The organism is Sinomicrobium sp. (assembly GCA_029266035.1).
Taxonomy (GTDB): Bacteria; Bacteroidota; Bacteroidia; order Flavobacteriales; family Flavobacteriaceae; genus Sinomicrobium.
Genome location: JAJUFH010000009.1, coordinates 72,011 through 98,019, shown reverse-complemented (window position 1 = coordinate 98,019; position 26,009 = coordinate 72,011). Strand labels below are relative to the sequence as shown.

Below are 26,009 nucleotides of genomic sequence, written 5' to 3'. Positions count from 1 at the left end.
CCTATGTCTTTTTGGTACGACAATCCGGCTAAAACACCTAAGGTATCCTCAAAAAAGAAAAAACTCCGGTGATCCATATAAAATCACCAGAGTTTGTTGTCTGTTTTTTTCGGAAATTAGCTTACTTCTGAAAGTGCCTAGGATAGGCAGGGAGTGATGAGTGGGAGTGTTACACCTCTTTGGTTTCTGCATCCGGAGCATTGTTTTTCACGGAGTCTATCCCGTTTTCCATCCCAGCTTCGGAGGCGTACATCTGGCTAGTACCAATAATTTGGCCGTTAGTAGCTTTGAGATTAAAGTAAAATTTTCCGTTTTTGGCTGTTTTGCGCTCGTAACGAGCATCCTCGGAACCGTTCTTTTTTACGGAGGCAATTCCGTTCTCAGCGGCGCTCTTGCTACTGTAGTTTTCACTGCTTAGGATAACCTGACCATTTTTTGCTTTTAAGGTAAAGTGAAATGCTCCCTTGTCCGTTTTTTTTAATTCAAACATCGGCGATATTTTTTATGGTTATTTTAGTAAATATAGAAAAAAAATGTAAACAAAAGAAGTGACTTAACACAATCTATAAACAAAGACATATCAGAAGTATAAGCTGCCGTTTACATATTTTAATAAACTCCTGTATATGATGTCTGTACAAAACCGATTCTAGTCAAAACCTCGGTTCCTTTCAGCTCATAGAACCAAATTATAACAATTATTTAAACAAATCCATTCCTGGAATATTGGGCATACCTTCTTTGGCCACCGCTGCCAACTCGGCCTCATTCACATCTGATGCTTTTTTAATCGCTTTGTTGAGCGTAAGTATGAGGTAGTCTTCAAGCTGTTCTCGGTCTTCAACAAGTGAAGGATCGATGTCTATAGCTTTGATTTCGCGATTGGCGGTAATTGTTATTTTAAGTAAACCATCACTTGAACTCTCGTCTATTAAAACATTGTTCAATCGGTTTTTAGTATCTTCAATCCTCTTTTGGGTCTCTTTGAGTTTACCCATCATTCCGGTAATATCACCAAACATTATTCACCTATTTTAGTTATTAATAAGGGCAAAATTATTAAATTGTAAAACTTTCCAAATCAAAAATATTATAAAATCGTTATGAAGAAAATAAGTATCACACTTATTATAAGTATTATTTTTGCCTCAGCATGTAAAAATAAAAATACTTCTGAAGTGACCGAAAATATTATACCTCCCGTAGCAATTAAAAAACCTACTTCTCTGGATAAACACGGAGATATTCGAATAGATGACTATTTCTGGATGAACGAAAGAGACAGTCCTGAGGTTGTCGACTATCTCAAAAAGGAAAATGACTACAACGAAAAGATGACAGCCCATACCCGTGAATTCCGGGAATTGCTGTTTGAAGAGATGAAGTCCAGAATAAAAGAAGACGATGAGTCTGTTCCTTATTTTTATAATGGCTACTGGTATATCACTCGTTTTGAAAAGGGAAAAGACTATCCGGTATACACTCGCAAAAAGGCCTCTATGGATGCCGAAGAAGAAGTGTTGTTCGATTGCAATACCATGGCCGAGGGACATTCGTTTTTTCAGCTTGGAGGCATCAATATCAGTCCCGACAACAAATTGGCAGCCTTTGGGGTAGATACAGTGAGCCGAAGAATTTACACCATTAAGATTAAAAATCTTGAAACAGGAGAAATTTATCCTGTAGCTATAAGCAATACCACAGGTGGAAGCACTTGGGGGAATGACAATAAGACACTGTTTTATACTGCAAAAGACCCGAAAACCCTCCGTTCCGACAGGGTGTATCGCCATGTGTTGGGCAGTGGAAAACAGGACGAATTGGTGTATAGTGAAGATGATGATACTTATAGTGCTTTTGTGTATAAGAGCAAGTCCAGAAAATATATCATTGCCGGATCGCAAAGTACACTTACGTCGGAATTCAGTATACTAGAAGCAGATGCGCCTGGTGGTGACTTCAAGATTTTTCAGCCGAGAGTGAGAGGACTGGAATACGGTATTTCTCACTATGGGGACTCTTTTTATATACTGACCAATGCCGATGGAGCTACAAATTTCAAGCTCATGAAGACTCCGGAATCTAAGACGGGAAAAGAACATTGGGAAGAAGTGTTGCCACATAGGGAGGAAGTACTGCTCGAAGACATAGATATATTTAAGGATTTTCTGGTAGTGAGTGAACGCAGTGAAGGATTGAACAAAATAAGAGTGATGCGCTGGGATGGCAGTGATGACTATTACCTCCCCTTCGACAACGAAACTTATACGGCCTATACTTCTACCAATATAGAATTTGATACCGATATCTTGAGATATCGCTATAATGCACTTACCACCCCGCTATCTACCATAGACTTCAATATGGTAACCAAGGAGCAGGAAGTAAAAAAGGAGCAGGAAGTATTGGGCGGAAAGTTTGACAAAGATAACTACACCTCAGAGCGCATATGGGCTCAGGCAGCCGATGGTAAAAAGGTACCTGTATCGCTGGTGTATCGCAAAGGGATTAAAAAAGACGGAAAGAACCCTTTGTTGCTGTATGGATACGGCTCGTACGGAGCTACCATAGATCCGTATTTTTCCACTACCAGGCTCAGCTTGCTCGACCGTGGATTTATTTATGCCATTGCGCATATCAGGGGAGGAGAATATCTCGGAAGACCTTGGTATGAAGATGGAAAACTACTCAGAAAGAAAAATACTTTTACAGATTTTATAGATTGTTCTAAGTTTCTTATCTCAGAAAAATACACTTCTCCGAAACATTTGTACGCCATGGGCGGATCGGCAGGGGGCTTGTTGATGGGAGCTGTGGTAAATATGTCGCCCGAGCTCTATAACGGCGTGATTGCTGCTGTGCCTTTTGTAGATGTGGTAACCACTATGCTCGACGAATCTATACCACTTACAACGGGAGAATACGACGAATGGGGCAACCCCAACAACAAGGAGTATTACGATTATATAAAATCGTATTCTCCCTACGATAATGTAAAGGCACAGGAGTATCCGAATATGTTGGTAACCACGGGCTATCACGATTCGCAAGTGCAGTATTGGGAGCCCGCCAAATGGGTTGCTAAACTTCGCGAACTCAAAACAGATAATAACACACTGCTTTTTCACACCAATATGGAAGCCGGTCACAGCGGTGCCTCAGGGCGATTTGACGCTTTGAAGGAAGTTGCGGAAGAGTATGCTTTTCTATTAGATTTGGAGGGAATAAAACAGTAGTAAAAAAAAATAACTAAATTTGCTCGGTTTTTGGTTTTTTAAAAACCGGTTTAGAAACCAAATACAAGTTATATGAAAGACAAGGTTAAGGCTTACAATAATGTACTGGAACTGATTGGAAATACTCCTATTATAAAACTCAATTCCATAACGAATACCTTTAAAGGCGACTTTTATGCAAAAGTTGAAGCTTTTAATCCGGGTCACTCTACAAAAGACAGAATAGCGCTCTATATTATTGAACAGGCTGAAAAAACTGGCATTCTAAAACCCGGTGATACCATAGTAGAAACCACTTCCGGGAATACTGGTTTCAGTATTGCCATGGTGAGTATCGTAAAAGGATATGATTGTATATTGGCGGTCAGTTCTAAATCTTCGCAAGACAAGATAGATATGCTTCGATCTATGGGCGCAAAAGTTTATGTGTGTCCCGCTCATGTTAGTGCAGACGACCCTCGCTCGTATTATCAGGTGGCGAGACGTATGCACCAAGAGATAAAAGGTTCGGTGTATATCAATCAGTATTTTAACCAACTGAATATGGATGCCCACTACAGGACTACAGGACCTGAAATATGGGAACAGACAGGGGGGAGTATAACTCACTTAATTGCCTGTAGCGGTACGGGAGGAACTATCTCCGGAACCGCCCGTTATCTCAGAGAGCAGGCAAATAAGCAAGGTAGAGAGATAAAGATTATCGGGGTGGATGCCTATGGTTCTATACTGAAAAAGTATCACGAGACAGGTGAATTTGATACCAAAGAAATTTATCCTTATCGCATAGAAGGTCTCGGGAAAAACCTTATTCCCACAGCTACCGATTTTGATGTGATAGACCGTTTTGTAAAGGTTTCCGATGAAGAAAGCGCCCATACTGCAAGAGAAATTTCCAAGACAGAAGGACTTTTTGTGGGCTATACCAGCGGAGCTGCAATGCAAGCAGTAAAGCAGTTGGCAGCTGAAGGAGAATTCGATGAAAACAGTAGGGTAGTTGTTGTATTTCCCGATCACGGTTCTAGGTATATGAGCAAGATATACAGCGATGAATGGATGAGAGAACAGGGCTTTTTTGACAGTAAAAACATCGAGGAGGCTCAAAAAATTGAATATATAAAGTAGGAAATGGGATATAACACCTGTTTGCAAGCCTATGTTTGTTTACAAATGGGTTCATATCTTCCCTGGTATTTTTTACATAGGAATACTTAAATTACTTAATTTAGCTGCACATCGGGATAGACTCCTGTTGGTATTGAGAAAAAATTATCTTAAATATTGAGATCTACATGAAGGATTTATTTGAAAGGATTATTGAGAATAAGGGACCGCTGGGAAAATGGGCATCACAGGCAGAGGGATACTTTGTATTTCCCAAGTTGGAAGGTGCCATATCCAATAGGATGAAGTTTAATGGTAAAGATGTTATTACCTGGAGTATAAACGATTACCTCGGGCTTGCCAATCACCCTGAAGTACTTAAGGCCGATGCCGAAGCCGCTGCAGAGCACGGATGTGCCTACCCCATGGGGGCGAGGATGATGAGTGGGCATACCGATGTACACGAACAATTGCAAGACGAGCTCGCAGCATTTGTGAAAAAAGAAGCTGCATATCTGTTGAATTTCGGATATCAGGGAATGGTATCTGCCATAGATGCTTTGGTGACTAAAGACGATATTATTGTATACGATGTAGACTCACACGCTTGTATCATAGACGGAGTAAGACTACATATGGGTAAACGCTTTACCTTTATGCACAACGATATTGAGAGTCTTGAAAAAAACCTGGAAAGGGCCACTAAAATGGCTGAACAAACCGGTGGAGGTATACTCGTAATATCTGAAGGGGTATTCGGTATGCGTGGTGAGCAGGGAAAACTCAAGGAAATCGTCGCACTTAAGAAAAAATACAAATTCCGACTTTTGGTAGACGACGCTCATGGTTTTGGTACCCTTGGTGCTACCGGAGCTGGAGCCGGAGAAGAACAAGGTGTTCAGGATGATATAGATGTGTACTTTGCCACATTTGCCAAATCTATGGCGAGCATAGGGGCATTCCTCGCAGGAAACAAGGAGATTATAGACTACTTGAAATACAATCTAAGATCACAAATGTTTGCCAAATCTCTTCCTATGGTGTTTGTAAAAGGAGCCTTAAAGCGTTTAGAAATGCTCCGTACCATGCCCGAATTGAAAGGCAAACTGTGGGAAAATGTAAACGCCCTTCAAAACGGACTCAAAGAGAGAGGCTTTGATATAGGAACTACCAATACTTGTGTTACTCCTGTGTACCTTAACGGAAGTATACCGGAAGCCATGGCGCTTGTAAAAGACCTAAGAGAAAATTACGGTATATTCTGCTCTATAGTAGTATATCCGGTAATACCTAAAGGACTTATCCTGCTCAGAATGATTCCTACAGCTACACATACTCTAGAGGATGTCAATGAAACCCTAGATGCCTTTTCCGCTATACGCGACCGTTTGGAGAACGGTACCTATAAAAGGCTTTCTGCTGCTGTAGCAGCTGCAATGGGAGAGTAGTAAATAGGTTTGTTTCAGTCTTAGTAGTGGGTATCAATGAAAAAAATAATCATAGCCATAGATGGCTATTCTTCAACCGGAAAGAGTACCATAGCCAAACGGCTCGCTAAAGCCTTGGGCTATGTTTATGTAGATACAGGTGCCATGTACAGGGCTGTGACCCTTTTTGCGATTGAAAACAATATGTTTACCTCTGAAGGGGTAGACAGAGAGAATTTATTGCAAAATTTAGACAAGATTAGTATTCGTTTTGCGAAGAAGAGGGGAAGTGACGACACCGAAACATTGCTCAATGGCAATAATGTAGAAGATAAGATCAGAAGTATGGAGGTGTCTAATAGAGTGAGTAATATAGCCGCCATTCCCGAAGTGAGAAAGAAATTGGTAGAAGAGCAGCGAAGGATGGGAGAAGATCGAGGTATTGTAATGGATGGTAGAGATATAGGAACTGTAGTGTTTCCCGATGCTGAACTAAAACTTTTTATGACAGCTACTCCCGAAATAAGAGCCACACGTAGGTATAAGGAATTGTTGGGCAAAGGCAAACAGGTAACCTATGAAGAAGTGCTTAAAAATGTTTCGCAAAGAGATTATATCGATTCGAACAGGACAGATTCTCCTTTGGTTAAGGCTGAAGATGCCATAGAGCTAGACAATACCGATATGGGAAAAGATGAACAGTTTGAACGCATATACAATCACACTATGCGCTTTCTCAAACAGGAGAAGTAGTTTGAGGCTTGAGGAACTTCTCATATATGACAAAAAACAGCACCTTTTTGCAAATTAAAAGCAAGAAGGTGCTGTTTTTTAAATAGTTTTTCACCGATTACAATTTTGGAATTACCAATTCCTGCCCCGGCTGAATGAGGTCGGGATTTTTTAGCTGATCTGTATTTGCTTGAAATATAGCATTGTACTTATTGGCATTTCCGTAATATTTCTGAGCTATTTTGCTAAGGTTTTCACCCGATTGTACAGTATGCCTGTGGTATACCGAAGTGTCTGGTTCAGCTACACCTATATCTGCCTTGATATCTGTTGGCTGTTCTCCTCCAGCTTCCCTGATCTTTTCCAAAATCATATTTTTTTCGTATTCCGTCTTAGCTATTCCCTTTAGCTGAAGGAAATCTTCTTGTACTGAAATACTTCCTTCCTTGATTTTTAATTCATTTCCCAAGTCGATAGCAGCCTGATATTTTGTTTTAAGATCCATAGAGTTATAGAGTTAATCGTTTGACATATATCTCAAATATACGCAATTTAAGAGGTGTTAGCCAACCGAAATTTATTTTAGTGTTATAAAAAAATAAAATTTTTGATATTTATTGTTTTATTCTGAACAATTCAGACTATTTTCGTTTTCTGAAACTGGTCTGCTTCTCTTGACATTGACAATGAAGGGGTTCTGCATAGAGGGAAATGACAAGAAGACGGTTGCAATTTATTTGAGTACATTTATTAAGTTGTAATGAGAATTGTTAATGGAGCGATTTTTTGAAGACACCGAGACTGCCTTTGTCCTTAAAACTGATGCCGAACTGGAAAGGGCTTATTTTTTATTCAAGCTGATTGCCAATCAGCCTTTGGTGCGAATAGGAACGGCAGTGGCCAATTTTGCCATAAAATCACATTTGCCTGTAGAGGGCTTAATACGCTCTACAGTCTTCGATCACTTTTGTGGCGGGGTAGACGAAGAAGATTGTATGCCTGTTATCGACAAAATGTACGACAAGGGAGTATCGTCGGTACTCGATTATTCGGTAGAGGGCAAGGATGAGGAAAACCCATTAGACGAGTCGCATAGAAGAGTTATCGATATATTGAATTTTGTCAAAGAGAAGGACGCCATTCCGTTTGCGGTGTTTAAACCTACCGGTTTTGGAAGGTTTGCCTTATTTCAGAAAATTGGAGAGGGAAAGAAACTCACTATAAGAGAAAAAGACGAATGGGACAGGGTAGTCAATCGTTTTGACTCTGCCTGTCGTAAAGCTCATCAACTCGATGTTTCCCTGCTTATCGACGCTGAGGAAAGCTGGATGCAGGATGCTGCAGATCAGTTGGTCACCGATATGATGCGCAAATACAACAAGAAAAAACCCATAGTGTACAATACGCTTCAAATGTACCGTCACGACCGTATGGATTTCTTAAAAAAAATGCACAGACAAGCGGAAGAAGAAGGTTTTTACGTAGGAGTGAAGTTGGTTCGCGGTGCCTATATGGAAAAAGAAAATGAAAGGGCGGCTGAAATGGGATACTCCACGCCAATTTGCCCTACCAAAGAGGCTACTGATCAAAATTATAACGAGGCTCTCGACTACGTCATGAATCACCTCGATCGCTTGGCCGTATTTGCAGGAACACACAATGAGGAGAGTTCGTATAGATTGCTTCAACTGATGGAGGAAAAAGGGATTGAAAAAAGCGATTTTAGGGTGTGGTTTGGACAGTTGTACGGTATGAGCGATCACATCAGCTACAACCTGGCGGCTCGAGGTTACAATGTTGCAAAATATCTCCCTTTTGGTCCGGTTAAAGATGTGATGCCTTATCTGATACGAAGGGCTGAAGAAAATACCTCTGTGGCTGGACAGACCAGTAGAGAGTTAACCTTGCTTAAACAAGAACGCGAACGCAGAAAGATTTAGCTTTTTAAGCCCTTTTGATTTTCAGAGTGTTTACATTTAGATTAGCTGTCCCTTTAGGCTGTGGTTTGTTGTTCATTTGCAAAACTACTTCAAGCTGAAAAGGGAGGGAAGCTAAATTTTCCAGTCAATTGGAATTAGTTTCAACTAGCCTTAGTATATTTGATGCGTTGTAAAAATTAGTCTATTGTTACGCGAACTGTCCATAAAGAATTACGCTTTGATCGACGATCTGAAAGTCAGCTTTGGCAAGGGGCTTACTGTGATTACCGGTGAAACCGGTTCGGGTAAGTCTGTTCTCTTGGGAGGCTTGTCTCTCGTACTGGGTAAGAGAGCCGATTTGAACAGCCTTAAAGACAGGGAGAAAAAGTGCGTTATTGAGGCGGAGTTCGTCGTATCAGATTACAAGTTACAGACTTTATTTGCCGAATTCGATTTAGACTATGAGGCTCACACTATTATCAGACGAGAGATTCTTCCCGGAGGGAAGTCGAGAGCCTTTGTAAACGACACCCCTGTAACGCTCGATATACTTTCAGCTTTAAGTCCGAAACTTATAGATATACACTCACAGCACCAAACACTAGAGCTAACGCGTAATGAATTTCAGTTTCAGGTGATCGATGCCCTTGCGGGAAATCGGGAGCTTATCGATAGTTATACGGCGCAGTTGGGAGCGTACTATCAAACTAAAAAAGAGTTGCAGAGACTCATCGATTTTCAAAAAGAGTCTGATAAGGAGCGGGATTACAATGCTTTTTTACTACAAGAACTCAAAGAGGCTAAACTGCAATCGGGAATGCTAGAAGAGTTGGAGGCCGATTTTGAGCAGTTGAGCAATGTAGAATACATCAAAGAAAAACTGGCCTTTTCCTCTCAATTGCTCAGTGATGAACAATCGGGTATATTGGTACACCTCAACAATATGCGCAGTACTCTTGGCAAACTGGGAGCGTATGGAAAGAAATTTGAAGAGCTTTACGAAAGAGTCAATTCAGCATTTATAGAGTTAGACGACACCTTCAACGAAATACAGAACCTAAATGAAACTGTTGAAGCTGATCCGGTGCAGTTGGAAGAAGTGAGTTCTAAGCTTCAAGTTCTGTACGATTTACAGAAAAAGCACGGGGTTCTCGAAATAGAAGAATTGATAGGGATCAGAGAAGCTCTGGCCGAAAAGGTATCCGTAACCGAAAATATCGAACAGCAAATCAAAGACAAACAGTTGCAGGTGCTCAAACAGGAAGAAGCTTTGGGAAAAGCAGCTGACAGCATTAGTCAAAATCGAAAAAAGGCAGCGCCGGAGCTTAAAAAATCTCTCGAAGAGTCGTTGAAAAAACTAGGGATGCCCAACGCTACTTTCCAAATTGAAATTGTTCCTACTACTTCTTTTTTTGCTAATGGAAGAGACGAATTACAGTTTTTGTTTTCTGCCAATAAGGGAGGCCACTACGGTACCTTAAAAAAAGTAGCTTCAGGCGGAGAGCTTTCGAGGATAATGCTTTCTATAAAAGCAATTTTATCCGGCTATGAAATGCTACCCACCATTATGTTCGACGAAATTGATACCGGAGTGTCGGGAGAAGTTGCCGACAAAATGGGAGATATTATGAAACAGATGGGAGGGCGAATGCAGGTTTTTGCCATTACCCACCTTCCGCAGATTGCAGTAAAGGGAGAGCGACACTTTAAGATATACAAGGAAGAATCGGGTAAAACCACATCGACGGAAATCAGAGAATTGGAAGGAGAAGGACGGGTGAGAGAGATCGCAGAAATGATGAGTGGTAAAAATATTTCTGAATCGGCCCTGTCACATGCCAGAGAATTGTTATTATTGTAACAATGTAGCGGTTTGGCTCGTCCAACCCACACATAATGGTTTTGGTTCGTCCAGCCCACGTAATGGTTTGGCTTGTCCAATCCACATCAATAAATCACAAACAATAAACACAATAAATAAAAATGTACAATTTACTAAAAGGAAAAAAAGGGATTATTTTCGGAGCGTTAGATGAGAATTCTATCGCTTGGAAAACCGCAGAGCGAGTTCACGAAGAGGGAGGTACTTTTGTACTTACCAATGCACCAATTGCCATGAGAATGGGGCAGATAAATCAATTGGCAGAGAAAACCGGTTCTGAGATTATTCCCGCAGATGCCACCAGTTTGGACGATCTGCAACAATTGGTAGAAAAATCTGTGGAAATCCTCGGGGGTAAGTTAGACTTTGTTCTTCACTCCATCGGGATGTCGATAAATGTGAGAAAGGGAAAACACTATACCGATCAGAATTACGATTTTACAACTAAGGGGTGGGATGTATCGGCAGTTTCTTTCCACAAGGTATTGCAAACGTTGCATAAAAACGATGCCATGAACGAATGGGGGAGTATTGTAGCGCTTACTTATATGGCTGCGCAACGCACCTTTCCCGATTACAACGACATGGCCGATAACAAGGCTTATCTGGAATCTATAGCGAGAAGTTTTGGATACTTTTACGGCAAAGACAAAAATGTAAGGGTAAACACCATATCTCAGTCGCCAACACCAACTACTGCCGGACAAGGAGTAAAGGGATTTGACGGTTTTATCGCTTATGCCGATATGATGTCTCCACTCGGAAATGCCACCGCAGCAGAATGTGCAGATTACACTCTTACGCTTTTCTCAGACCTCACTCGAAAAGTGACCATGCAAAATCTGTATCACGACGGAGGTTTCTCCAATACAGGAGTGAGCAACGAGGTGATGGAAAAATTCATCAAATAGAAAATAGTTTCACTTTGAAACAACAAAAAATCCTGTTGATTAGAGCGGCAGGATTTTTTAGTTTTTACCATTGAAAAGATAGAATTTCACCTATCCGTGCATGGTTTCTTTTTTGCCGAGATCTTTCATAATATTCGCCTCGTATTCGAGTAAGTCCTGCCATTTTTTATCAACTTCTTCGCGGTTTCCGTACTTTCTGGCAAAAGAGAGGAACATGGTGTAGTGATTCGCTTCACTGGCCATGAGATTGCGGTAAAACGTGGCCAATTCTTCGTCTTGGATATTTTCGGACAACAATCGGAAACGCTCACAACTTCGAGCTTCTATAAGTGCGGCATACAAAAGGCGGTGTACGAGATGCGACTGTCGGCTTCCGCCTTTGGGAAAAAATTTCATGAGTTCAATGACGTAAAGATCCTTTCGCTCTCTTCCCAATACCCATCCGCGGGCGATGATTCTGTCGTGTACCATTTTAAAATGGCTGATTTCTTCCTTTACCAATGCTGTCATTTCCTGAACCAATTCGGTGTATTCAGGGAAGGAAACGATGAGCGAAATTGCTGTGCTGGCTGCTTTTTGTTCGCAATAGGCGTGATCGGTAAGTATTTCTTCTATGTTTTTCTCCACGATATTCACCCAACGGGGATCTGTAGGTAATTTGAGTCCTAACATGATTTTCGGTATTATAAATTGTCGTTGTCTGTGTTAATTGATAGCCTGTTCCTTTTTAAGCTTCTTTGCATTCCCTCTATAATCATCGCGATGAGAATGACCAATACGCATCCAATAAAGTTGAGCCAGAGATATCCGATATGCTCTTCTATATATACGAATCGGTAGTAGATAAAGAATATAATAATTTGCGTTATCAGAGCTGCCCAGAATACCGCATTGCCGCGAATAAATCGGAAAAAGAAGGCCAGGAGGAATATTCCCAATACATTGCCGTAAAATACAGAGCCGATAATATTTACCAGTTGTATCAGGTTGTCTACCAAAGAGCCGAAATTGGCAAATAGAATAGCTATAATTCCCCAGAGAAGGGTAAACCATTTGGATGCAGCTACATAGTGGCTATCGTCTTTGTCGTTGTTCAGTCTTCTCTTGTAGATATCCATAGTTGTGATGGTACCGAGAGCGTTTAGCTCTGAGGAAGTGGAAGACATCGCTGCAGAGAGTATTACCGCGAGAAGAAGACCGATCAATCCCGTAGGGAGATTGTTCAGTATAAAGTGTATAAAGACATAATCTTTGTCGTTGGTCTCTATGGTGGGGTTAGCTTTCTCTATGAGTTCTCTTGCCTTGGCGCGATTTTCTCTTTCTTCTCCATTTATTTGCTTTATTTTTTTCTTCGCAGCCATAACCAGTTTGTAGTCTTTCACATTGAGTACACTGGAATAGTATTCTTGAGCCCTTTTTTTTCGAGATTCAAGCGCTTTATGGGAGTGTTCGAGCTCTTGGTATTCGTCGGCATAAGATGAACTCATCACGGCTTCTGTAGCCGCAGGGTTAAAGTTGAGTGGAGAGCTGTGGTATTGATAAAATACAAAAACCATAACTCCTACCAGCAGAATAAAGAATTGCATGGGAACTTTTAGCAATCCGTTAAATAGAAGTCCCAATTGGCTCTCTTTAATCGATTTCCCGGACAGATAGCGCTGTACCTGACTCTGATCGGTACCGAAATAAGAAAGCATCAGGAAAAAACCTCCTGTAATTCCGCTCCAAAAGGTGTAGCGACTCTCTGCATTGAAAGAAAAGTCGAGAATATTCAGTTTGCCGTTGGCACCTGCCACTTTGAGCGCCTTGCCGAAGCTGAGATCTTCTGGCAGATAGTGTAGGATGAGGAAAAATGCGAGAAACATTCCCGACATAATAACAAACATCTGTTGTTTGTGAGTTACGTTTACCGCCTTTGTACCTCCGGCCACAGTGTATATGATAACCAGCGAACCTATGATGATATTGAGAGTTTTCAAATCCCAACCCAATACAGCGGAGAGTATGATGGAGGGGGCGTAAATGGTAATTCCCGCTGCCAATCCGCGTTGTATGAGGAACAATATAGCCGTAAGTGTACGGGTTTTAAGGTCAAAACGCTGTTCCAGAAATTCGTAGGCTGTATATACTTTTAACTTGTGATATACCGGGATAAATACCATGCAAATCACTATAATGGCGAGGGGGAGCCCAAAGTAGAATTGTACAAACCCCATTCCGTCGTGAAAAGCCTGTCCGGGTGTAGACAGAAAGGTTATGGCACTAGCTTGGGTAGCCATGACCGACAAACCTATGGTCCACCATTTAGACTCTTTGTTGCCTAGTATATAATCTTTTACAGAAGCACTTTTTTTCGTTTTCCAAGTGCCGTAAACAACGATAAAAATAAGGGTGGCATACAATATGATCCAGTCAATTCTCTCCATGGGCTAACAGTTTTCCTGCATCATAAAATAAAACAGCATCATATAAATAACATTGGCTATCAACACTAGGGTATAGCTGGTTTTCCAACGCCATTTTGGCGAAATGCGATTTTTCTGTTTTTTTTTCATCTTACGGATTTTCCGTTTTTTGCTTTCCTATCGAAAGCATATTGGCAAACAATTTGAATGCTCCGGGAACTCCGGCAGGCAATTCCCTGAAAAAGCTGAGACCTGTGTAAATATAATAACCTTTTCCGTAAGGAGCTACAAGCAAGCTCCCGTCTTTCGGATTTTCTCCGGTATCGTGCATCGATAAAATAGCGCTGTATTCTTTCGCCCATTGGTCGGGGAAGTACAGTCCTCTTTCCTGCACCCAGCCTTCGAAGTCGGATGGTACTATTTTGTTGGGAGTATTCAGTATAGGATGCTCGGGTTCGAGTAAAGTCACTTTCGAATTTTCATCTGTGACCCTGTCATTGGATAGATGAAGGGGATAAGGGGGCTTTACATCGGTGGTACTGTTGCGTCCTACGGTATTGTACTGTACGATAAGGTTACCTCCCGATTTTACGTATTCGAGCAAGGCAGATTGTTTGGTGTATAGCGATGGAAAAACATTATAAGCTCTGATACCAATTACCACGGCATCATAGGCAGATAGTGAAGTTGTTGTTATGGAAGAAATATCAATGGTATTGACCTTATATCCCAATTGTCTCAGACTTTCGGGTACTTTATCACCGGCTCCGGGGATGTAAGCTACTGTGTTACCCGATTTTTTGAGCTCGAAATTTACAACTCTGGCCTCTGCTGGAAGTAAAACAGACTGGTGTGGGATGTGTTCGTAATCAATCTCAACCAGCTTTTTGTCGTATTTTTTTCCGCCTATATAAACGGATGGTTTAATGACGCCCACGCTTTCCTTGTCGGGAGGGCTGATGTTGAACACCACTGATTTTTCGTCGCCAGTTTGTTCCAGTTTTATCGGAATGCGATTTGGGGATACCGTCCAGCCTTTTGGTAGATCTAGCGCTACATCACCTTCAATACCGCGGTCTATAGCCTTTAGTTTTACAGTTATGGGTTTTGGCGAATTCTCGAAAATATAGACTTCATTTTCGGTACTTGCAGTAACAGGAGGGAGTATAAGAAAGGGCTGATAGCGTTCTCCTTGTGCGGGGTCGGTGTGTTTGTATACTACGTCTTTACAGAATTCTAGCGAAACCCCTTCTATCAGAACTTGAAAACAAGCGGTGAGCGATGCTGGACTTTCGGGTAGGCCGATGTATTGCCTATCGGCCCGATACATGCCGATACTGCCTTTGTTTACAAGCCAATACGGTGTGGAATAAGCGATCTGTTGAGGGATGTGGATAGACAATTCCAATTTTTCATCGCGATTGTACAAGAGGGGGATATCAGTTTTCTCTGCTGTTGCTGTTTGTGCGATACTCAGCTGTTCTAAGCGAACGTCTACACGGCTTCTGTTGATGGCTTCTACGCGAATTGTTGTCTCACTTCCGGGTGTTGTCTGAGGAGATTGAGCTGAAGCTTCTAGATACAATCCGGCACAAGCCAGTATTATATCTTTTATTTGTCGTGTTTTGAGCTTTTTCCAATAGGGGTCTTTTAGGTTTTGAATCAGCGTATAAGCCTTGAGTAATTGCGGGAGATGGGAGGCAGGATTTTTAAAATCGAAATTGTGCTCTACGTTTTTGAGTAGTTTGGCAATCTCTTCTGTACCGTCAATTCTAGACCAGGTGGTATTGATACCCGCAAAGAGATTGTTGTTGTCTGGCTGACTTCCTTTTAGTAATTCGAGGTACTCTGTGGTGCTACCTCGCGACGCCGAACTGCCAAATCCCTGACTGCGGTGCTGACTTCTGCTCTGGGCGGCAATTTCTCCATTGCTCTTTCCGAGATTTGTATAGTATTTGCCTATATCTATTGACATAAAGCCCTTTTTTGTAGCCTTTTCAAATTCGTCTTGACTGCCATAAGCCCACCAAGAGGTATTGTAAAACAGTCGTTTGGGCTGCCAAGGTTGTAGTTGTTTCAGTTGATTGGGATAGCTATTTACATCTGCAGCTAGGTCGAATGCCGCTACGCTGAGTATGGCAGAAGAGGTGTGGTGACCGTGAGTGGTTCCCGGACGGCGGTGATCAAAGCGGTTGATGATGATGTCTGGGCGCAATTTGCGTATGGCTAGTACCACATCGGCCAGTACACTGTCTTTATCCCATATGTTTAAGGTTTCATCTGGATGTTTTGAAAAGCCAAAATCATTGGCTCTGGAAAACAATTGTTCGCCTCCGTCTATATGTCTAGCGGCCAACAATTCCTGAGTTCTTATCAGTCCGAGAAGTTCTCTCAATTCGGTGCCTATCAGATTTTGTCCTCCATCTCCTCGGGTGAGAGATAGATAAGCAGTACGAGCGTGAAGCTCGTTGGAGAGATAGGAAATCATCTGAGTGTTCTCATCGTCGGGATGAGCGGCGATATACAGGGCAGTACCGAGAAAATTTAACTTTTTAATCTCTTGGTATATTTCAGAAGAGGTATACGATTTTGGTGATTGTGGATAGAGGGAAGGAATATAAATAACAAGACTTACAAACAGAGTAATCAAACGCATTTAAGTTAGTTTTTAAGGTTCCGGAGTCACTGAAAATACAGTCGTTCTATAATGGACTATATCTGGAAACAATCTCCCAAATATATAAATAAAGCAAATTATCTCGTTATGTTTAGGCTTTCTTTAACTCACTGGTCCAAGTAAAACCCCCAGCTGTTTGCGAAAGATAATATCACAGGCTTTCTGAACCGTCGTCTTCTACAGCTTGAGGTGAAACCTTGACCCCTTTTTGTAAAAGGAGATTATTCGGGTAAGTGACAAGATCTCCTTCTTCGGTTCGGAGCATCAGGTGAAAAGCCTTGATATCTTCTATCGTAGCCCGTATGGGAAAATCTTTATCCTGTATCTCTATCACGTCGCCGATCTTAAACGGGAAGGTAAAAAACAATATAACTCCTGCCGTTACATTGCTGAGAATAGACCACTGGGCAAAAAGAGCCACTCCGATAACAGCAAAAATGGAAGAGATCAACAGTCCGAGATCTTCAAAATTGACATTCCAGATAATGCTGATAATTGAAATTCCCACAAGAAATACAGCAATGTTGACATAGCGGATGATAAGGGTGCTTCTCGCTGCGTTGTAATTGCTGATATCACCTACTTTGCGAATAATTTTTGACAGTGTGAATTTTAAGAACACTAATATTAGAATGACAAAGAGACTGTTCAGCAGCTCTTTCTGGTACAGGGTAAAAATATCGTTCATTTTTAGTCTTTTTGTAATGCTAAAGATACACAGTGATGAGCAAATAAGCTTTTTGTGACAATAATTTTAATCATTTGTTTTCGACTAGGGTATGCAGGCTGCGGTATACCTGATGTACGGGAAGTCCGACCACGTTAAAATACGAGCCTTCAATCTTCCTAATACCGGTGAGACCTATCCATTCTTGTATACCATAAGCTCCTGCTTTGTCATAGGGTTTAAAAGTATCGATATAATAGGTTATTTCACCTTCGGTAAGTTCGTCGAAATACACTTTGGTAACGGAATTTACCGTTTTCTGCATTTGCTTGGTTGTAAAACATACTGAGGTAATGACCTGGTGGTCTTTACCAGAAAGCGACCTCAGCATACCGAATGCTTCTTCTCTGTTGCGGGGTTTCCCAAGCGCTTTATTTAGATGCCATACTACGGTATCGGAAGTGATGAGAATATCTTTTTCTCGGAGTTCGTCTTTAAAGGGCAGTGCCTTGAGTTGTGCCAGATAGTCTGGTATGTCGCTACCTCTAAGCCGTTCGGGATAAATTTCCTCTACCTCTTTCAGACGTATTTCAACTTTGAGTCCCAGATCCTGAAAAAACTGCTGTCTTCTCGGAGATCCCGATGCCAATATGATGTGATAGTCTTTTAAAACTTCTGAAAGCATATCTAAACTTCGTTGATTTAATCGTAATTAGCCCCAAAATTGTCATTCCACTTTCCTTGAACCTTCAATACCTGTTCAATTACATCCCTGACACATCCTTGTCCCCCGTTTTTATGTGAAATATACTTTGCAATTTCCTTGAGTTCCGGTACGGCATCCTGAGGACAGGTAGGCAAGGCTACCATTTGCATAGGGGGGAGGTCAGGGAGATCGTCGCCCATATAAAGCACGTTTTCAGACTTTATGTCGTAGATGTCAAAGTATTCTTCTAATACATCGGTTTTGTGATGTGCCCCGAGATAAATATCGGTAACCCCAAGCCCTCGCAGCCTTTGGCGAACTCCTTCATTTGTTCCTCCAGAGATAACACAAATATTGTAACCCTTTTCTATAGCCGTCTTTATGGCATAGCCGTCTTTGAGACTCATATTTCTCAGCATTTCGCCCTCTGTAGTAATCACGATAGTACCGTCGGTAAGTACGCCGTCTACATCGAAGACAAATGTAGTGATATCTTCAAGGTATTCTTTATAGTTTTTCATGTAATAAATTCATTTTTAATTTAATATATTTTTTTTAGATTATCATCGGGGCGAAGCACGATGAAGCGAAGAATCTCCATCTCGAATTAAAAAATCTTCAGTGGAAATTACCGAAAGTATGGAGATCCCTCCATTTCGGTCGGGATGACATTTCTGCCATTCATATCGAAGAATCTCCATCTCGAAACCAAAGAACTTTCAACCTTTAACAACAGCTTGCAATTTACAAAGTTTAACTGGCACACCGACACAGGGAAATATTCTTATTTACTTTTTTGTATAGCTTCGGTTAAAAGGTCGTACAATTGGAGATAGAGTGGGTGGGATGTCAATTGCTCCCGGTGTTTTAGCAAGGTGGAATTATCGCGGCGTTTGGCCGGACCGGTTTGGGCTTCCAAAGGTGGCATTTCGGTTATTTTGGCTGCGGTTTCCGCAATGAGCGGACGAAGGATGTCGAAGGGAAGTTGGTTTTTTTTGCAGATTTGTTCCCCTATGTGATAGAGGTGGTTTACAAAGTTGTTTACAAATACGGCAGACAGATGAAGGGCTCGTCGCTGTTCGGAATCGACTTGGTATACCTGTTCCGAAATACTTTCGGCAACTTGTTGTAAAAGCATATAATCCGCTTGGTGTTCGGCTTCAAGGCACAGCGGAACTGTAGAAAAATCGATCGCTCTGGATTTGGAGAAGGTTTGAAGTGGGTAAAAAACTCCTCGACGATTGCTTTTGGCGGTGTCCAATAGTGATACACTACCTGAGGTATGAGCTATCAGTCGTCCCTCAAAGGGCAGGCTTCTTGATACCTCGGCAATAGCATCGTCGGCTACGGCGATGAGATAGAGGTCGGCAGGAAGAAGTTGTTGGTAATCATCGGTAACCGGAATGGAACCGAATACGGTATTACTTCTGTTAAATACCTGAACTACTGTTGATTTTTTACTAGCTGTAAGTGCCTGAATAAGATGGGAGGCTACATTTCCCGAGCCTAAAACTACGACTTTTATCATAGCACTAAATTACAAAGATTTTTTCGACTTAAGTTTTGTTTTTTTAAAGCCTTTATAATTTTTATGCTACAAAGTTGCATTTAAAAATTTATTTTTTATAAGTTTGTCCCATGCGGAATACTGCTTTCAAACATACTGTAGTTTATGCATTCCTGCTACTTTTTACTTCAATGAAAGTGGCAGGGCTACACGCTTTGAAGCATTTGCACGACGATAATTCTGCAAAACACTGTACAGTATGTGATTTTGCAGTGGCTCCCAATTATACTCCGGTATTATTATCCGATTCCGATGTCGAAATTCCTTTACAGAGGGAAGAGATAGTTCGGCTTGAACGGGCTGAGACTTATAATTTTGTCTACATCGCAAAGTTTTATCCGGATCAACTTTTCTCCAGGCCCCCGCCTTCACATAATTTAGTCTGAAAATTATTTCCTTCAGTTTTGCTTAGTGCAATAAGACAGCACTTATACTGATTTAGGTATAGTGATGTGTTGACTTTTATTGTGTTCAAAGACAGGGGAATACGCCTTATTTGATCTTCTTTCGCAGATCAGTTTTTCAACCATTATAGTATTCAAAAATATGATGAGAATGTCAAGCACAAGGGGTGTCTTGTCCCTTATTTGCATATTGTCATTTTTACCGGCTTTTGCACAAAAGGACTTTAACATAAAAGGATTGGTTTTAGATGCCCTTACAAAAATTCCCCTTGCCGGAGCTGGGATTGCCGGGGATGGGGTATATACCATCGCGGATCATGCGGGCGAATTTACCCTCACCGGGGTGGTTGAAGGCTCACAGGAATTGGAAGTGTCGTACCTAGGCTATGCTACCGAACGGGTGATGCTGCAGGTCGATCGAGATACGACAGAGATAACCATAGTACTTACGCCCTCAAATACAGAACTGATTGGGGTGGAGGTATACGGGAAGAGCCGTGAGCGGAGAGCGCGTGAAACTCCGGGGAGTATCGTAGAGGTCTCTCAGGAGTTTATGGATGCAAACCGAGAGAATAGCCTGATGCAAACCCTGTCGCGTATTCCTGGGGTCAATACCATAAACATAGGTTCCAGGCAGTCTAAACCGGTGATTCGCGGACTCGGATTTAACAGGGTGAGCGTAGTACAGAACGGAATAAAACACGAGGCTCAGCAGTGGGGAAACGATCACGGACTGGAAATTGACCAGTACGATGTAGAGCGCGTTCGTATAGTAAAAGGTCCGGCTTCAATGCTGTACGGTTCCGATGCACTGGCTGGTGTGGTGGATATTCCTAGCCCGGCGGTGCCCGAACCTGAGTCGTTTTCCGGAAGTGTAAATCTTTTAGGACAAACCAACAATGCTATGCTGGGTGTTTCGGCCGGACTAAGTGCACGAGAAGAAAAATGGTACTATCGGGGTCGATTTACCTTCAAGGATTATGCAGATTACAAGGTGCCGACCAACCAGATCAATTTTGAGAATTATATTTTCGACCTCTACAAGAAGCATCTGAGAAACACCGCCGATCAGGAGGCCAATGCCAGCTTCTCTATAGGTTATATTGCAGAAAATATCAGTTCAGAAACTTTTTTCAGTAATGTGTATGCCAAAAACGGGTTTTTTGCAAATGCACATGGACTAGAAGTGCGAAGTTCAAAAATTGACTACGACCGGTCTTCACGAGACATCGACCTTCCTTTTCACGAGCTAAACCACTTTAAGCTAATCAATAACACAGCCATAAGTATAAATGATCACCAACTTGATATCGACTTGGGGTTCCAATACAACTGGAGAGAAGAGCATTCCGAACCGGTACCACACGGGCATATGCCTAAACCCGACAACAGCAAGGAGCGGGAGTTTCGCAAGCAAACTTACGCTTTGAATGCGAGTGATACCTATGTTATGGGGTCACATACCTTAGTGGGTGGGGTAAACCTCGAATTGCAGGAAAATGCTATTGGAGGCTGGGGATTTCTCATTCCTGCTTACACCCGATTTACAGCAGGGATATTTGCGTACGACCAGTTTGAGATCAATCCGAAACTCCACTTGCAGGTAGGTTTGCGCTATGATTACGGAGCTGTGAAAATCCAACCTTATTACGACTGGTTTCCCACCGAAATAACTACTTCTTCCGGTATGACTTCTTCCAAATATTTGCAAAGGGCATGGGACGAAACCTTGGATTTTGACAATATCAGCGGATCGGCAGGGATAAGCTATCTGTCGGGCAATACCACCTACAAACTAAACTTTGGAAAGAGTTTTAGGATTCCCCTCGCCAATGAATTGGCCTCTGATGGGGTCAATTATCATATGTATCGCTTTGAAAGGGGAAGTACTAGTCTCGATCCTGAGACTTCTTATCAGTTAGATATGGTGGTGAGCCATGAGGAAGAAAAGTTTCACTTCGCGATAAGCCCTTTCGTAAACTGGTTTGACAATTATATTTATCTCAATCCCACATCGAATTACTACGAGACGCTGCAGGTGTATGAATACACTCAAAACAAAGTGTTTAGAGTAGGAGGAGAAGTGAATGTGGGTACTAGCTTATTCGAGCGTTTACATATAGACCTTTCCGGGGAATACGTGTATGCCAGTCAACAAAGCGGACCGAAGAAAGGATTCACCCTGCCGTTTTCACCCCCCTTGTCAGGATTGCTCTCGGTAAAGTACAAGAGTGAGGATTTTCTCTTTTTTCGACAACCCATTTTTACGGCAGTTTACAAAGTAGTTTCGGCTCAGAATGAGATTGTTCCTCCGGAAGCACCTACTGAAGGCTATCAGTTGATCGATCTATCATGGCAGACAGCAATACAGCCTTTTAGAGATTACCCGGCAGTAAAACTGAGATTAAAAGTGAGCAACGTATTGAACACTAAATATTTTGATCACACTAGTTTTTATCGCCTAATCGCAGTGCCGGAAGCCGGAAGAAATCTGTCTTTGTCATTGCGTATTCCAATATCGTAAAGAATTCTAATTAATAATTTATTAAATACTAATCTCATGAAATCAAATTTGAAATTTTTAGTTATCGTAGCTTTTGTAACACTGTTTTCAGCATCTTGTAGCGATGACGACGACGGTCTGCCGGGTACAGTTGCACCGGAAATTTCCGGTTTTGAATACGGTGAGGGGAGTTCGCACTCCACCGATCGCGTCGCCTATACAGGATCTGATGTGCATCTGGAAGCCGAAATATCGGCCGTGGTACCTGTGGAGAGTATCGATCTGGACATTCACGGTCACGATCTCGAACTAGGTGAAGGGGAGGAAGAATGGCATTTTCATCACAGTTATACAGATAGTAAATATCTCGTGCTCAATCCGGCGTTTCACGAACACATAGATGTGCCTGCCACTGCTCCAGCTGGAGAGTATCACCTAAAGCTAACCGTAACCGATGAAGACGGAAATAGCACAGAGGTAGAAGGACATCTGGTAGTGCTTCACCCTGTTAGCCTTAGCGAAATTTACATCGATGAAGAAGTGGCGAGAGGTAGCGACTTCCACACTGAGTTCAAGATTACCGCTATTCACGGGATACACGAGATCTCTTTGGACATCCACGCACACGGCCTTACAGTGGGTGAAGGAGAGGAGGAGTGGCATTTGATTCAGACTTATAGCGAAGGTTACCACGGGGAAACTGAGGCAAAATTTCACGAGCATATCGACGTGCCTTCCACAGCTCCAATTGGAGAATATCACATGGTATTCAACATAGAAGACGAAGAGGGAAATGTGACATCTTATGATTCACATCTGAATGTTATATTAGAATAAGGATTTAACGGACTCTCATGTCGCTTATGACATGAGAGTTTATAAAAATATACACTGTGAAATCAAAAAAAACACATTTGCTTGTCTTTCTGATGCTCGGAATGTTTCTCGGATGTTCAGACGATGACGGCATAGGTAAAGATGAGGAAAAACCCACTATTAGCACAGCCTTCGGCCAGGGCTTTCCGAAGGGGTGCGAGCTGTTGAAACGAGGAGAGACTTACACTTTTCGGGCTCGACTTGATGACAATGTAGAGTTGGCAGCATACAGTCTGGATATTCACCATAATTTCGATCATCACACCCACGACGATCAGAAAATTAGCTGCGAGCTCGGAGCTGTAAAAGAGGCCTCTAATCCGTGGAAACTAATGGAAAATTATACTGTAGAAGAAGGGAAGACTTCTTGTGAAATACAATTGGAAATTACCGTGCCCGAAGATGTGGATACCGGTGATTATCACTGTCAGTATTCTGTGATAGATGCTACCGGATGGCAGAGTAGAACAGCTATAGATATTAAAGTGGTGGAGTAATTTGGTCAAATAGGCAACAACTTATTTACTGTTCTTTACTTTCTTGGCGATTTCAGAGTCTGATATGAATTTATAGATGCTTTTTTGATTAAAAATCGTAAAAATCAGGTAGGTAAGGAACATAACGATCCATATCAGCAGCATCTGAATTCCTGAGGCTCCCATAAAGAGGAGGATCATTTGTGTGACAAAACCTAGTATCCATACCACTACAATAAGGGCGGCGATGGTTGTGGTGAGTAGCGCATTTTGTTTTGTCCATTTTTTGGTTAACTGATACAGAATAATACTGATTACAAAGGATGTAATAGGCACTCCAAATGCGGCCCATATCACCATAAATGCAGGGTTTTCTTCAATGGAGTGGACTATATCGTATACCTCAGAAGCGGATACCATCGTACTGTTTTTCTTGTTCACTAACACGCAGAAGCGTCTTGTCTTTGTATCCTAGGATACGAGCTAGGAGTACATTCGGAAACTCGTGTATACCTATATTGTACATATTGACACTCTCGTTAAACAGTTCACGGCGATCGGTAATAGCATCTTCGATATCGGAAACCCTCTGCTGAAGGACATTAAAACCGGTATTCGCTTTGAGATCTGGGTAATTCTCAGCTACAGCCACCAAGGAGTGTACCATAGGAGCCATAGTATTAGAGAGTTTTACTCTTTCATCTTGGTCGGTCGAATTTATAAATGCCGTTCTCAATTTGGTGAGTTTTTCTAGCTGTGACGACTCGTAGTTGACCGATTCTTTAACGACTTTAATGAGGTCGGGGATTTCGTCTGTACGCTGTTTGAGTAAAAGATCGATATTGGCATAAGCCTTGTCTACATTAAATTTGAGCATAATTAGTCTGTTGTACAGCGAAATAACGGTACTGATAAGCCCGGCGGCTATTAGGAAAATGACAATGTAACCGATAATGGTGTTCATAGGGTATGGTGTTTTATTTAGTTTTCTTTTTAGTCGTATTTGAGGGTATGTCTGGAAGCTCTATGGTTTCTATGTGCACTTCGGGTGGAAGCTCGTCTTCTTTAGCCCTTTGTACAGCTGTGTCTGGATTGGTCTGCTGTGGGGTGATAATTTTATTTTTACGGTTTTGTGATTTGTGAATATCTTTAAGCTTGTTGTGGCTCTGATTGTTCAATAGTACAAAATTATGCCCGGTAGGGGTAAAGGTAATACCTATGTAATCTTGCCGTATTACGATAGTGCTCATCAGTATTAATGCGACAAAGAAACCAAAGATAGAAGTAAAACTTAGAAATCGGTTTAATAAAGGCTTAAAAGTATTGTAGGTAGTGATATAGTGGTAGGGTGCGATGCCAAACACTTTTTTTATCGGCTCGTATTGCAATACGGGAATATTGTTCTGTAACCCGATTTTTCCGACTATCAACACCTGGTCTTTTGGCATTAGAAGGCGTTGAGTGTATCGTTTGCCACCACTTTGGTAGCGCTCGTCGATATCGAGTTGATACAAGTCCATATTTTCAGGATTTACACTTATAGTACCGGTAGCATCCTTGAGCCGGAAAGGGTTGCATTTGGTTTCATTGAATATAGTCCTGTAGCTCTTTTTTCCATCTTTATCTGTAGAAACTTTTTCGATACTGTATTGAAAACCTATACACCTCTTACTTTTGATAGGGGACGACAACAGAGCATCACCGGCTATCAATTCCCCTCTGAGTTCTGCTAGTCCCATAGCTACAGAGCGGATTTTAGAAGTAGGGAGTAACTGCTGATATTTGAAAAAACGGTTGCGTTTGCTCGGGAGGATTAGGGAGAGAATAGGCAGGATAAGAAAAATACTTAACACAAACAATCCCGGATTTACATAAAAAACTAAGATGAAAAGCAGTGAAAAAAAGCCTCCGAGAATTTTTTTCCGCAGAGGTTTGCGAGGGATATGGTGCTTTTTTCTAAAGCGATGCCTTTCTTTTTGAGATAGCTTTACGCTCTTTATAAAGGCAAAGATCATACCGCAGATACCCAGTACAAATGTAAAGAGGAATAATACGATAAATTCCAAAACAATCCACCTTAAGTCGATAAATGCCGTGACTGCCATTATAGATGGGTATAAGATGTACAGCAGTTTTGAAGGACGAAAGGAAATTTTGAACAAGGCGAGGAAAATAAGGGTGTGAACTAATGCCAAAAGCAAACTGAATAGCATCAGGAAGAACACCGCAGGGGGAGCTACTTCAAAACGGGTAATATCGTGTATAAAGTTGGTCAATTAAAGTATGAAAATTAGGCTCTTTCATTACAAAAATCGGTAAAATTTGTGGTATTTTCCAAATAATGTCTTGTTTCATATCCTTCATTGTTTAAATTAGTTAGCACCAATAGGACTTGAGCTTTCCCGAAGTTCTTGTGAAGTTGCTTCTTCGGGGATAGGAGAAAAATTTTTATCTTTAGTCTCGTTGTAACTTATCAGCTTACCGAAGTAACACTGTATTCAAACATTGAAAATATTT

Annotated in this window: 24 protein-coding genes; 10 read left to right on the top strand and 14 right to left on the bottom strand. The window is 41.6% G+C overall.

Going from position 1 to position 26,009, the window contains the following annotated elements; genetic code table 11:
* Nucleotides 1-169: 169 nt before the first annotated feature.
* Both ACYZZR_RS06510 and ACYZZR_RS06505 read right to left on the bottom strand, forming a co-directional pair.
* Complete coding sequence (locus tag ACYZZR_RS06510; protein WP_461533189.1) at nt 170-490, bottom strand: YegP family protein; 321 nt, start codon at nt 488-490, stop codon at nt 170-172.
* Nucleotides 491-698: 208 nt separating this feature from the next.
* A complete protein-coding gene (locus ACYZZR_RS06505; protein WP_461533188.1) occupies nt 699-1,022 on the bottom strand; it encodes a YbaB/EbfC family nucleoid-associated protein in 324 nt (107 codons plus the stop codon).
* 81 nt (nt 1,023-1,103) lie between these two features.
* Between ACYZZR_RS06505 and ACYZZR_RS06500 the strand changes: the two genes are divergently transcribed.
* The 4 genes from ACYZZR_RS06500 to cmk all read left to right on the top strand — a co-directional run bounded on the left by ACYZZR_RS06500 (nt 1,104) and on the right by cmk (nt 6,520).
* A complete protein-coding gene (locus tag ACYZZR_RS06500) occupies nt 1,104-3,236 on the top strand; it encodes a S9 family peptidase (protein WP_461533187.1) in 2,133 nt (710 codons plus the stop codon).
* 72 nt (nt 3,237-3,308) lie between these two features.
* Nucleotides 3,309-4,361: a PLP-dependent cysteine synthase family protein gene (locus tag ACYZZR_RS06495; RefSeq protein WP_461533186.1), complete on the top strand. Its 1,053-nt coding sequence runs from the start codon at nt 3,309-3,311 to the stop codon at nt 4,359-4,361.
* Nucleotides 4,362-4,528: 167 nt separating this feature from the next.
* Entirely contained in the window at nt 4,529-5,788 is a 1,260-nt protein-coding gene (locus ACYZZR_RS06490) for an aminotransferase class I/II-fold pyridoxal phosphate-dependent enzyme (RefSeq protein ID WP_461533185.1), read from the top strand.
* A gap of 36 nt (nt 5,789-5,824) precedes the next feature.
* A complete protein-coding gene (gene cmk, locus ACYZZR_RS06485) occupies nt 5,825-6,520 on the top strand; it encodes a (d)CMP kinase (RefSeq protein ID WP_461533184.1) in 696 nt (231 codons plus the stop codon).
* Between the two features lie 97 nt (nt 6,521-6,617).
* Here the strand turns inward: cmk and ACYZZR_RS06480 are convergent, their stop codons facing one another.
* Nucleotides 6,618-7,004 (bottom strand): LysM peptidoglycan-binding domain-containing protein, encoded by a 387-nt coding sequence (locus tag ACYZZR_RS06480; protein ID WP_461533183.1) that lies wholly within the window; start codon nt 7,002-7,004, stop codon nt 6,618-6,620.
* A 268-nt stretch (nt 7,005-7,272) separates the two neighbouring features.
* Here ACYZZR_RS06480 and ACYZZR_RS06475 point away from each other — a divergent pair, with 268 nt between their 5' ends.
* The 3 genes from ACYZZR_RS06475 to ACYZZR_RS06465 all read left to right on the top strand — a co-directional run bounded on the left by ACYZZR_RS06475 (nt 7,273) and on the right by ACYZZR_RS06465 (nt 11,211).
* The gene (locus ACYZZR_RS06475) at nt 7,273-8,439 is read left to right on the top strand and encodes a proline dehydrogenase family protein (protein ID WP_461533182.1); all 1,167 of its coding nucleotides are present in this window, start codon (nt 7,273-7,275) and stop codon (nt 8,437-8,439) included.
* A gap of 184 nt (nt 8,440-8,623) precedes the next feature.
* Nucleotides 8,624-10,279 carry a DNA repair protein RecN gene (gene recN, locus ACYZZR_RS06470; RefSeq protein ID WP_461533181.1) on the top strand — a complete coding sequence of 552 codons (1,656 nt, stop codon included), beginning with the start codon at nt 8,624-8,626 and terminating at the stop codon, nt 10,277-10,279.
* Between the two features lie 122 nt (nt 10,280-10,401).
* Nucleotides 10,402-11,211 (top strand): enoyl-ACP reductase FabI, encoded by an 810-nt coding sequence (locus ACYZZR_RS06465; RefSeq protein ID WP_461533180.1) that lies wholly within the window; start codon nt 10,402-10,404, stop codon nt 11,209-11,211.
* A 90-nt stretch (nt 11,212-11,301) separates the two neighbouring features.
* Here ACYZZR_RS06465 and ACYZZR_RS06460 read toward each other — a convergent pair whose 3' ends face one another.
* The 8 genes from ACYZZR_RS06460 to ACYZZR_RS06425 form a co-directional block, all read right to left on the bottom strand.
* Nucleotides 11,302-11,883, bottom strand: a complete 582-nt coding sequence (locus ACYZZR_RS06460; RefSeq protein WP_461533179.1) for a MiaE family protein — start codon at nt 11,881-11,883, stop codon at nt 11,302-11,304.
* Nucleotides 11,884-11,894: 11 nt separating this feature from the next.
* Complete coding sequence (locus ACYZZR_RS06455) at nt 11,895-13,637, bottom strand: sodium:solute symporter family protein (RefSeq protein ID WP_461533178.1); 1,743 nt, start codon at nt 13,635-13,637, stop codon at nt 11,895-11,897.
* 3 nt (nt 13,638-13,640) lie between these two features.
* Nucleotides 13,641-13,766 carry a hypothetical protein gene (locus ACYZZR_RS06450; protein ID WP_461533177.1) on the bottom strand — a complete coding sequence of 42 codons (126 nt, stop codon included), beginning with the start codon at nt 13,764-13,766 and terminating at the stop codon, nt 13,641-13,643.
* Between the two features lies 1 nt (nt 13,767).
* Nucleotides 13,768-16,272 carry a PIG-L family deacetylase gene (locus ACYZZR_RS06445; RefSeq protein ID WP_461533176.1) on the bottom strand — a complete coding sequence of 835 codons (2,505 nt, stop codon included), beginning with the start codon at nt 16,270-16,272 and terminating at the stop codon, nt 13,768-13,770.
* Nucleotides 16,273-16,444: 172 nt separating this feature from the next.
* Nucleotides 16,445-16,981, bottom strand: a complete 537-nt coding sequence (locus ACYZZR_RS06440; RefSeq protein ID WP_461533175.1) for a mechanosensitive ion channel domain-containing protein — start codon at nt 16,979-16,981, stop codon at nt 16,445-16,447.
* 70 nt (nt 16,982-17,051) lie between these two features.
* Nucleotides 17,052-17,645: a Maf-like protein gene (locus tag ACYZZR_RS06435; RefSeq protein WP_461533174.1), complete on the bottom strand. Its 594-nt coding sequence runs from the start codon at nt 17,643-17,645 to the stop codon at nt 17,052-17,054.
* A gap of 17 nt (nt 17,646-17,662) precedes the next feature.
* Nucleotides 17,663-18,187: a KdsC family phosphatase gene (locus ACYZZR_RS06430; protein WP_461533173.1), complete on the bottom strand. Its 525-nt coding sequence runs from the start codon at nt 18,185-18,187 to the stop codon at nt 17,663-17,665.
* Between the two features lie 263 nt (nt 18,188-18,450).
* Nucleotides 18,451-19,194, bottom strand: coding sequence for a Rossmann-like and DUF2520 domain-containing protein (locus ACYZZR_RS06425; protein WP_461533172.1), 744 nt, complete (start codon nt 19,192-19,194; stop codon nt 18,451-18,453).
* Nucleotides 19,195-19,788: 594 nt separating this feature from the next.
* On the opposite strand from ACYZZR_RS06425, the gene ACYZZR_RS06420 reads away from it, so the two are divergent.
* The 3 genes from ACYZZR_RS06420 to ACYZZR_RS06410 are packed head-to-tail and all read left to right on the top strand — an operon-like array spanning nt 19,789 to nt 23,513.
* Nucleotides 19,789-22,161 carry a TonB-dependent receptor gene (locus ACYZZR_RS06420; protein ID WP_461533171.1) on the top strand — a complete coding sequence of 791 codons (2,373 nt, stop codon included), beginning with the start codon at nt 19,789-19,791 and terminating at the stop codon, nt 22,159-22,161.
* A 36-nt stretch (nt 22,162-22,197) separates the two neighbouring features.
* Nucleotides 22,198-22,977: a DUF4625 domain-containing protein gene (locus tag ACYZZR_RS06415; RefSeq protein WP_461533170.1), complete on the top strand. Its 780-nt coding sequence runs from the start codon at nt 22,198-22,200 to the stop codon at nt 22,975-22,977.
* 56 nt (nt 22,978-23,033) lie between these two features.
* Nucleotides 23,034-23,513 carry a DUF4625 domain-containing protein gene (locus ACYZZR_RS06410; protein WP_461533169.1) on the top strand — a complete coding sequence of 160 codons (480 nt, stop codon included), beginning with the start codon at nt 23,034-23,036 and terminating at the stop codon, nt 23,511-23,513.
* Between the two features lie 21 nt (nt 23,514-23,534).
* Here the strand turns inward: ACYZZR_RS06410 and ACYZZR_RS06405 are convergent, their stop codons facing one another.
* From ACYZZR_RS06405 to ACYZZR_RS06395, 3 genes are read right to left on the bottom strand one after another with little or no spacing between them, the layout of a single operon-like run.
* A complete protein-coding gene (locus ACYZZR_RS06405) occupies nt 23,535-23,912 on the bottom strand; it encodes a hypothetical protein (RefSeq protein ID WP_461533168.1) in 378 nt (125 codons plus the stop codon).
* Nucleotides 23,896-24,456 carry a LemA family protein gene (locus ACYZZR_RS06400; RefSeq protein ID WP_461533167.1) on the bottom strand — a complete coding sequence of 187 codons (561 nt, stop codon included), beginning with the start codon at nt 24,454-24,456 and terminating at the stop codon, nt 23,896-23,898. Before ACYZZR_RS06400 ends, ACYZZR_RS06405 begins: the two co-directional genes overlap by 17 nt.
* Nucleotides 24,457-24,469: 13 nt before the next feature.
* Nucleotides 24,470-25,768 (bottom strand): hypothetical protein, encoded by a 1,299-nt coding sequence (locus ACYZZR_RS06395; RefSeq protein ID WP_461533166.1) that lies wholly within the window; start codon nt 25,766-25,768, stop codon nt 24,470-24,472.
* Nucleotides 25,769-26,009: the final 241 nt, after the last annotated feature.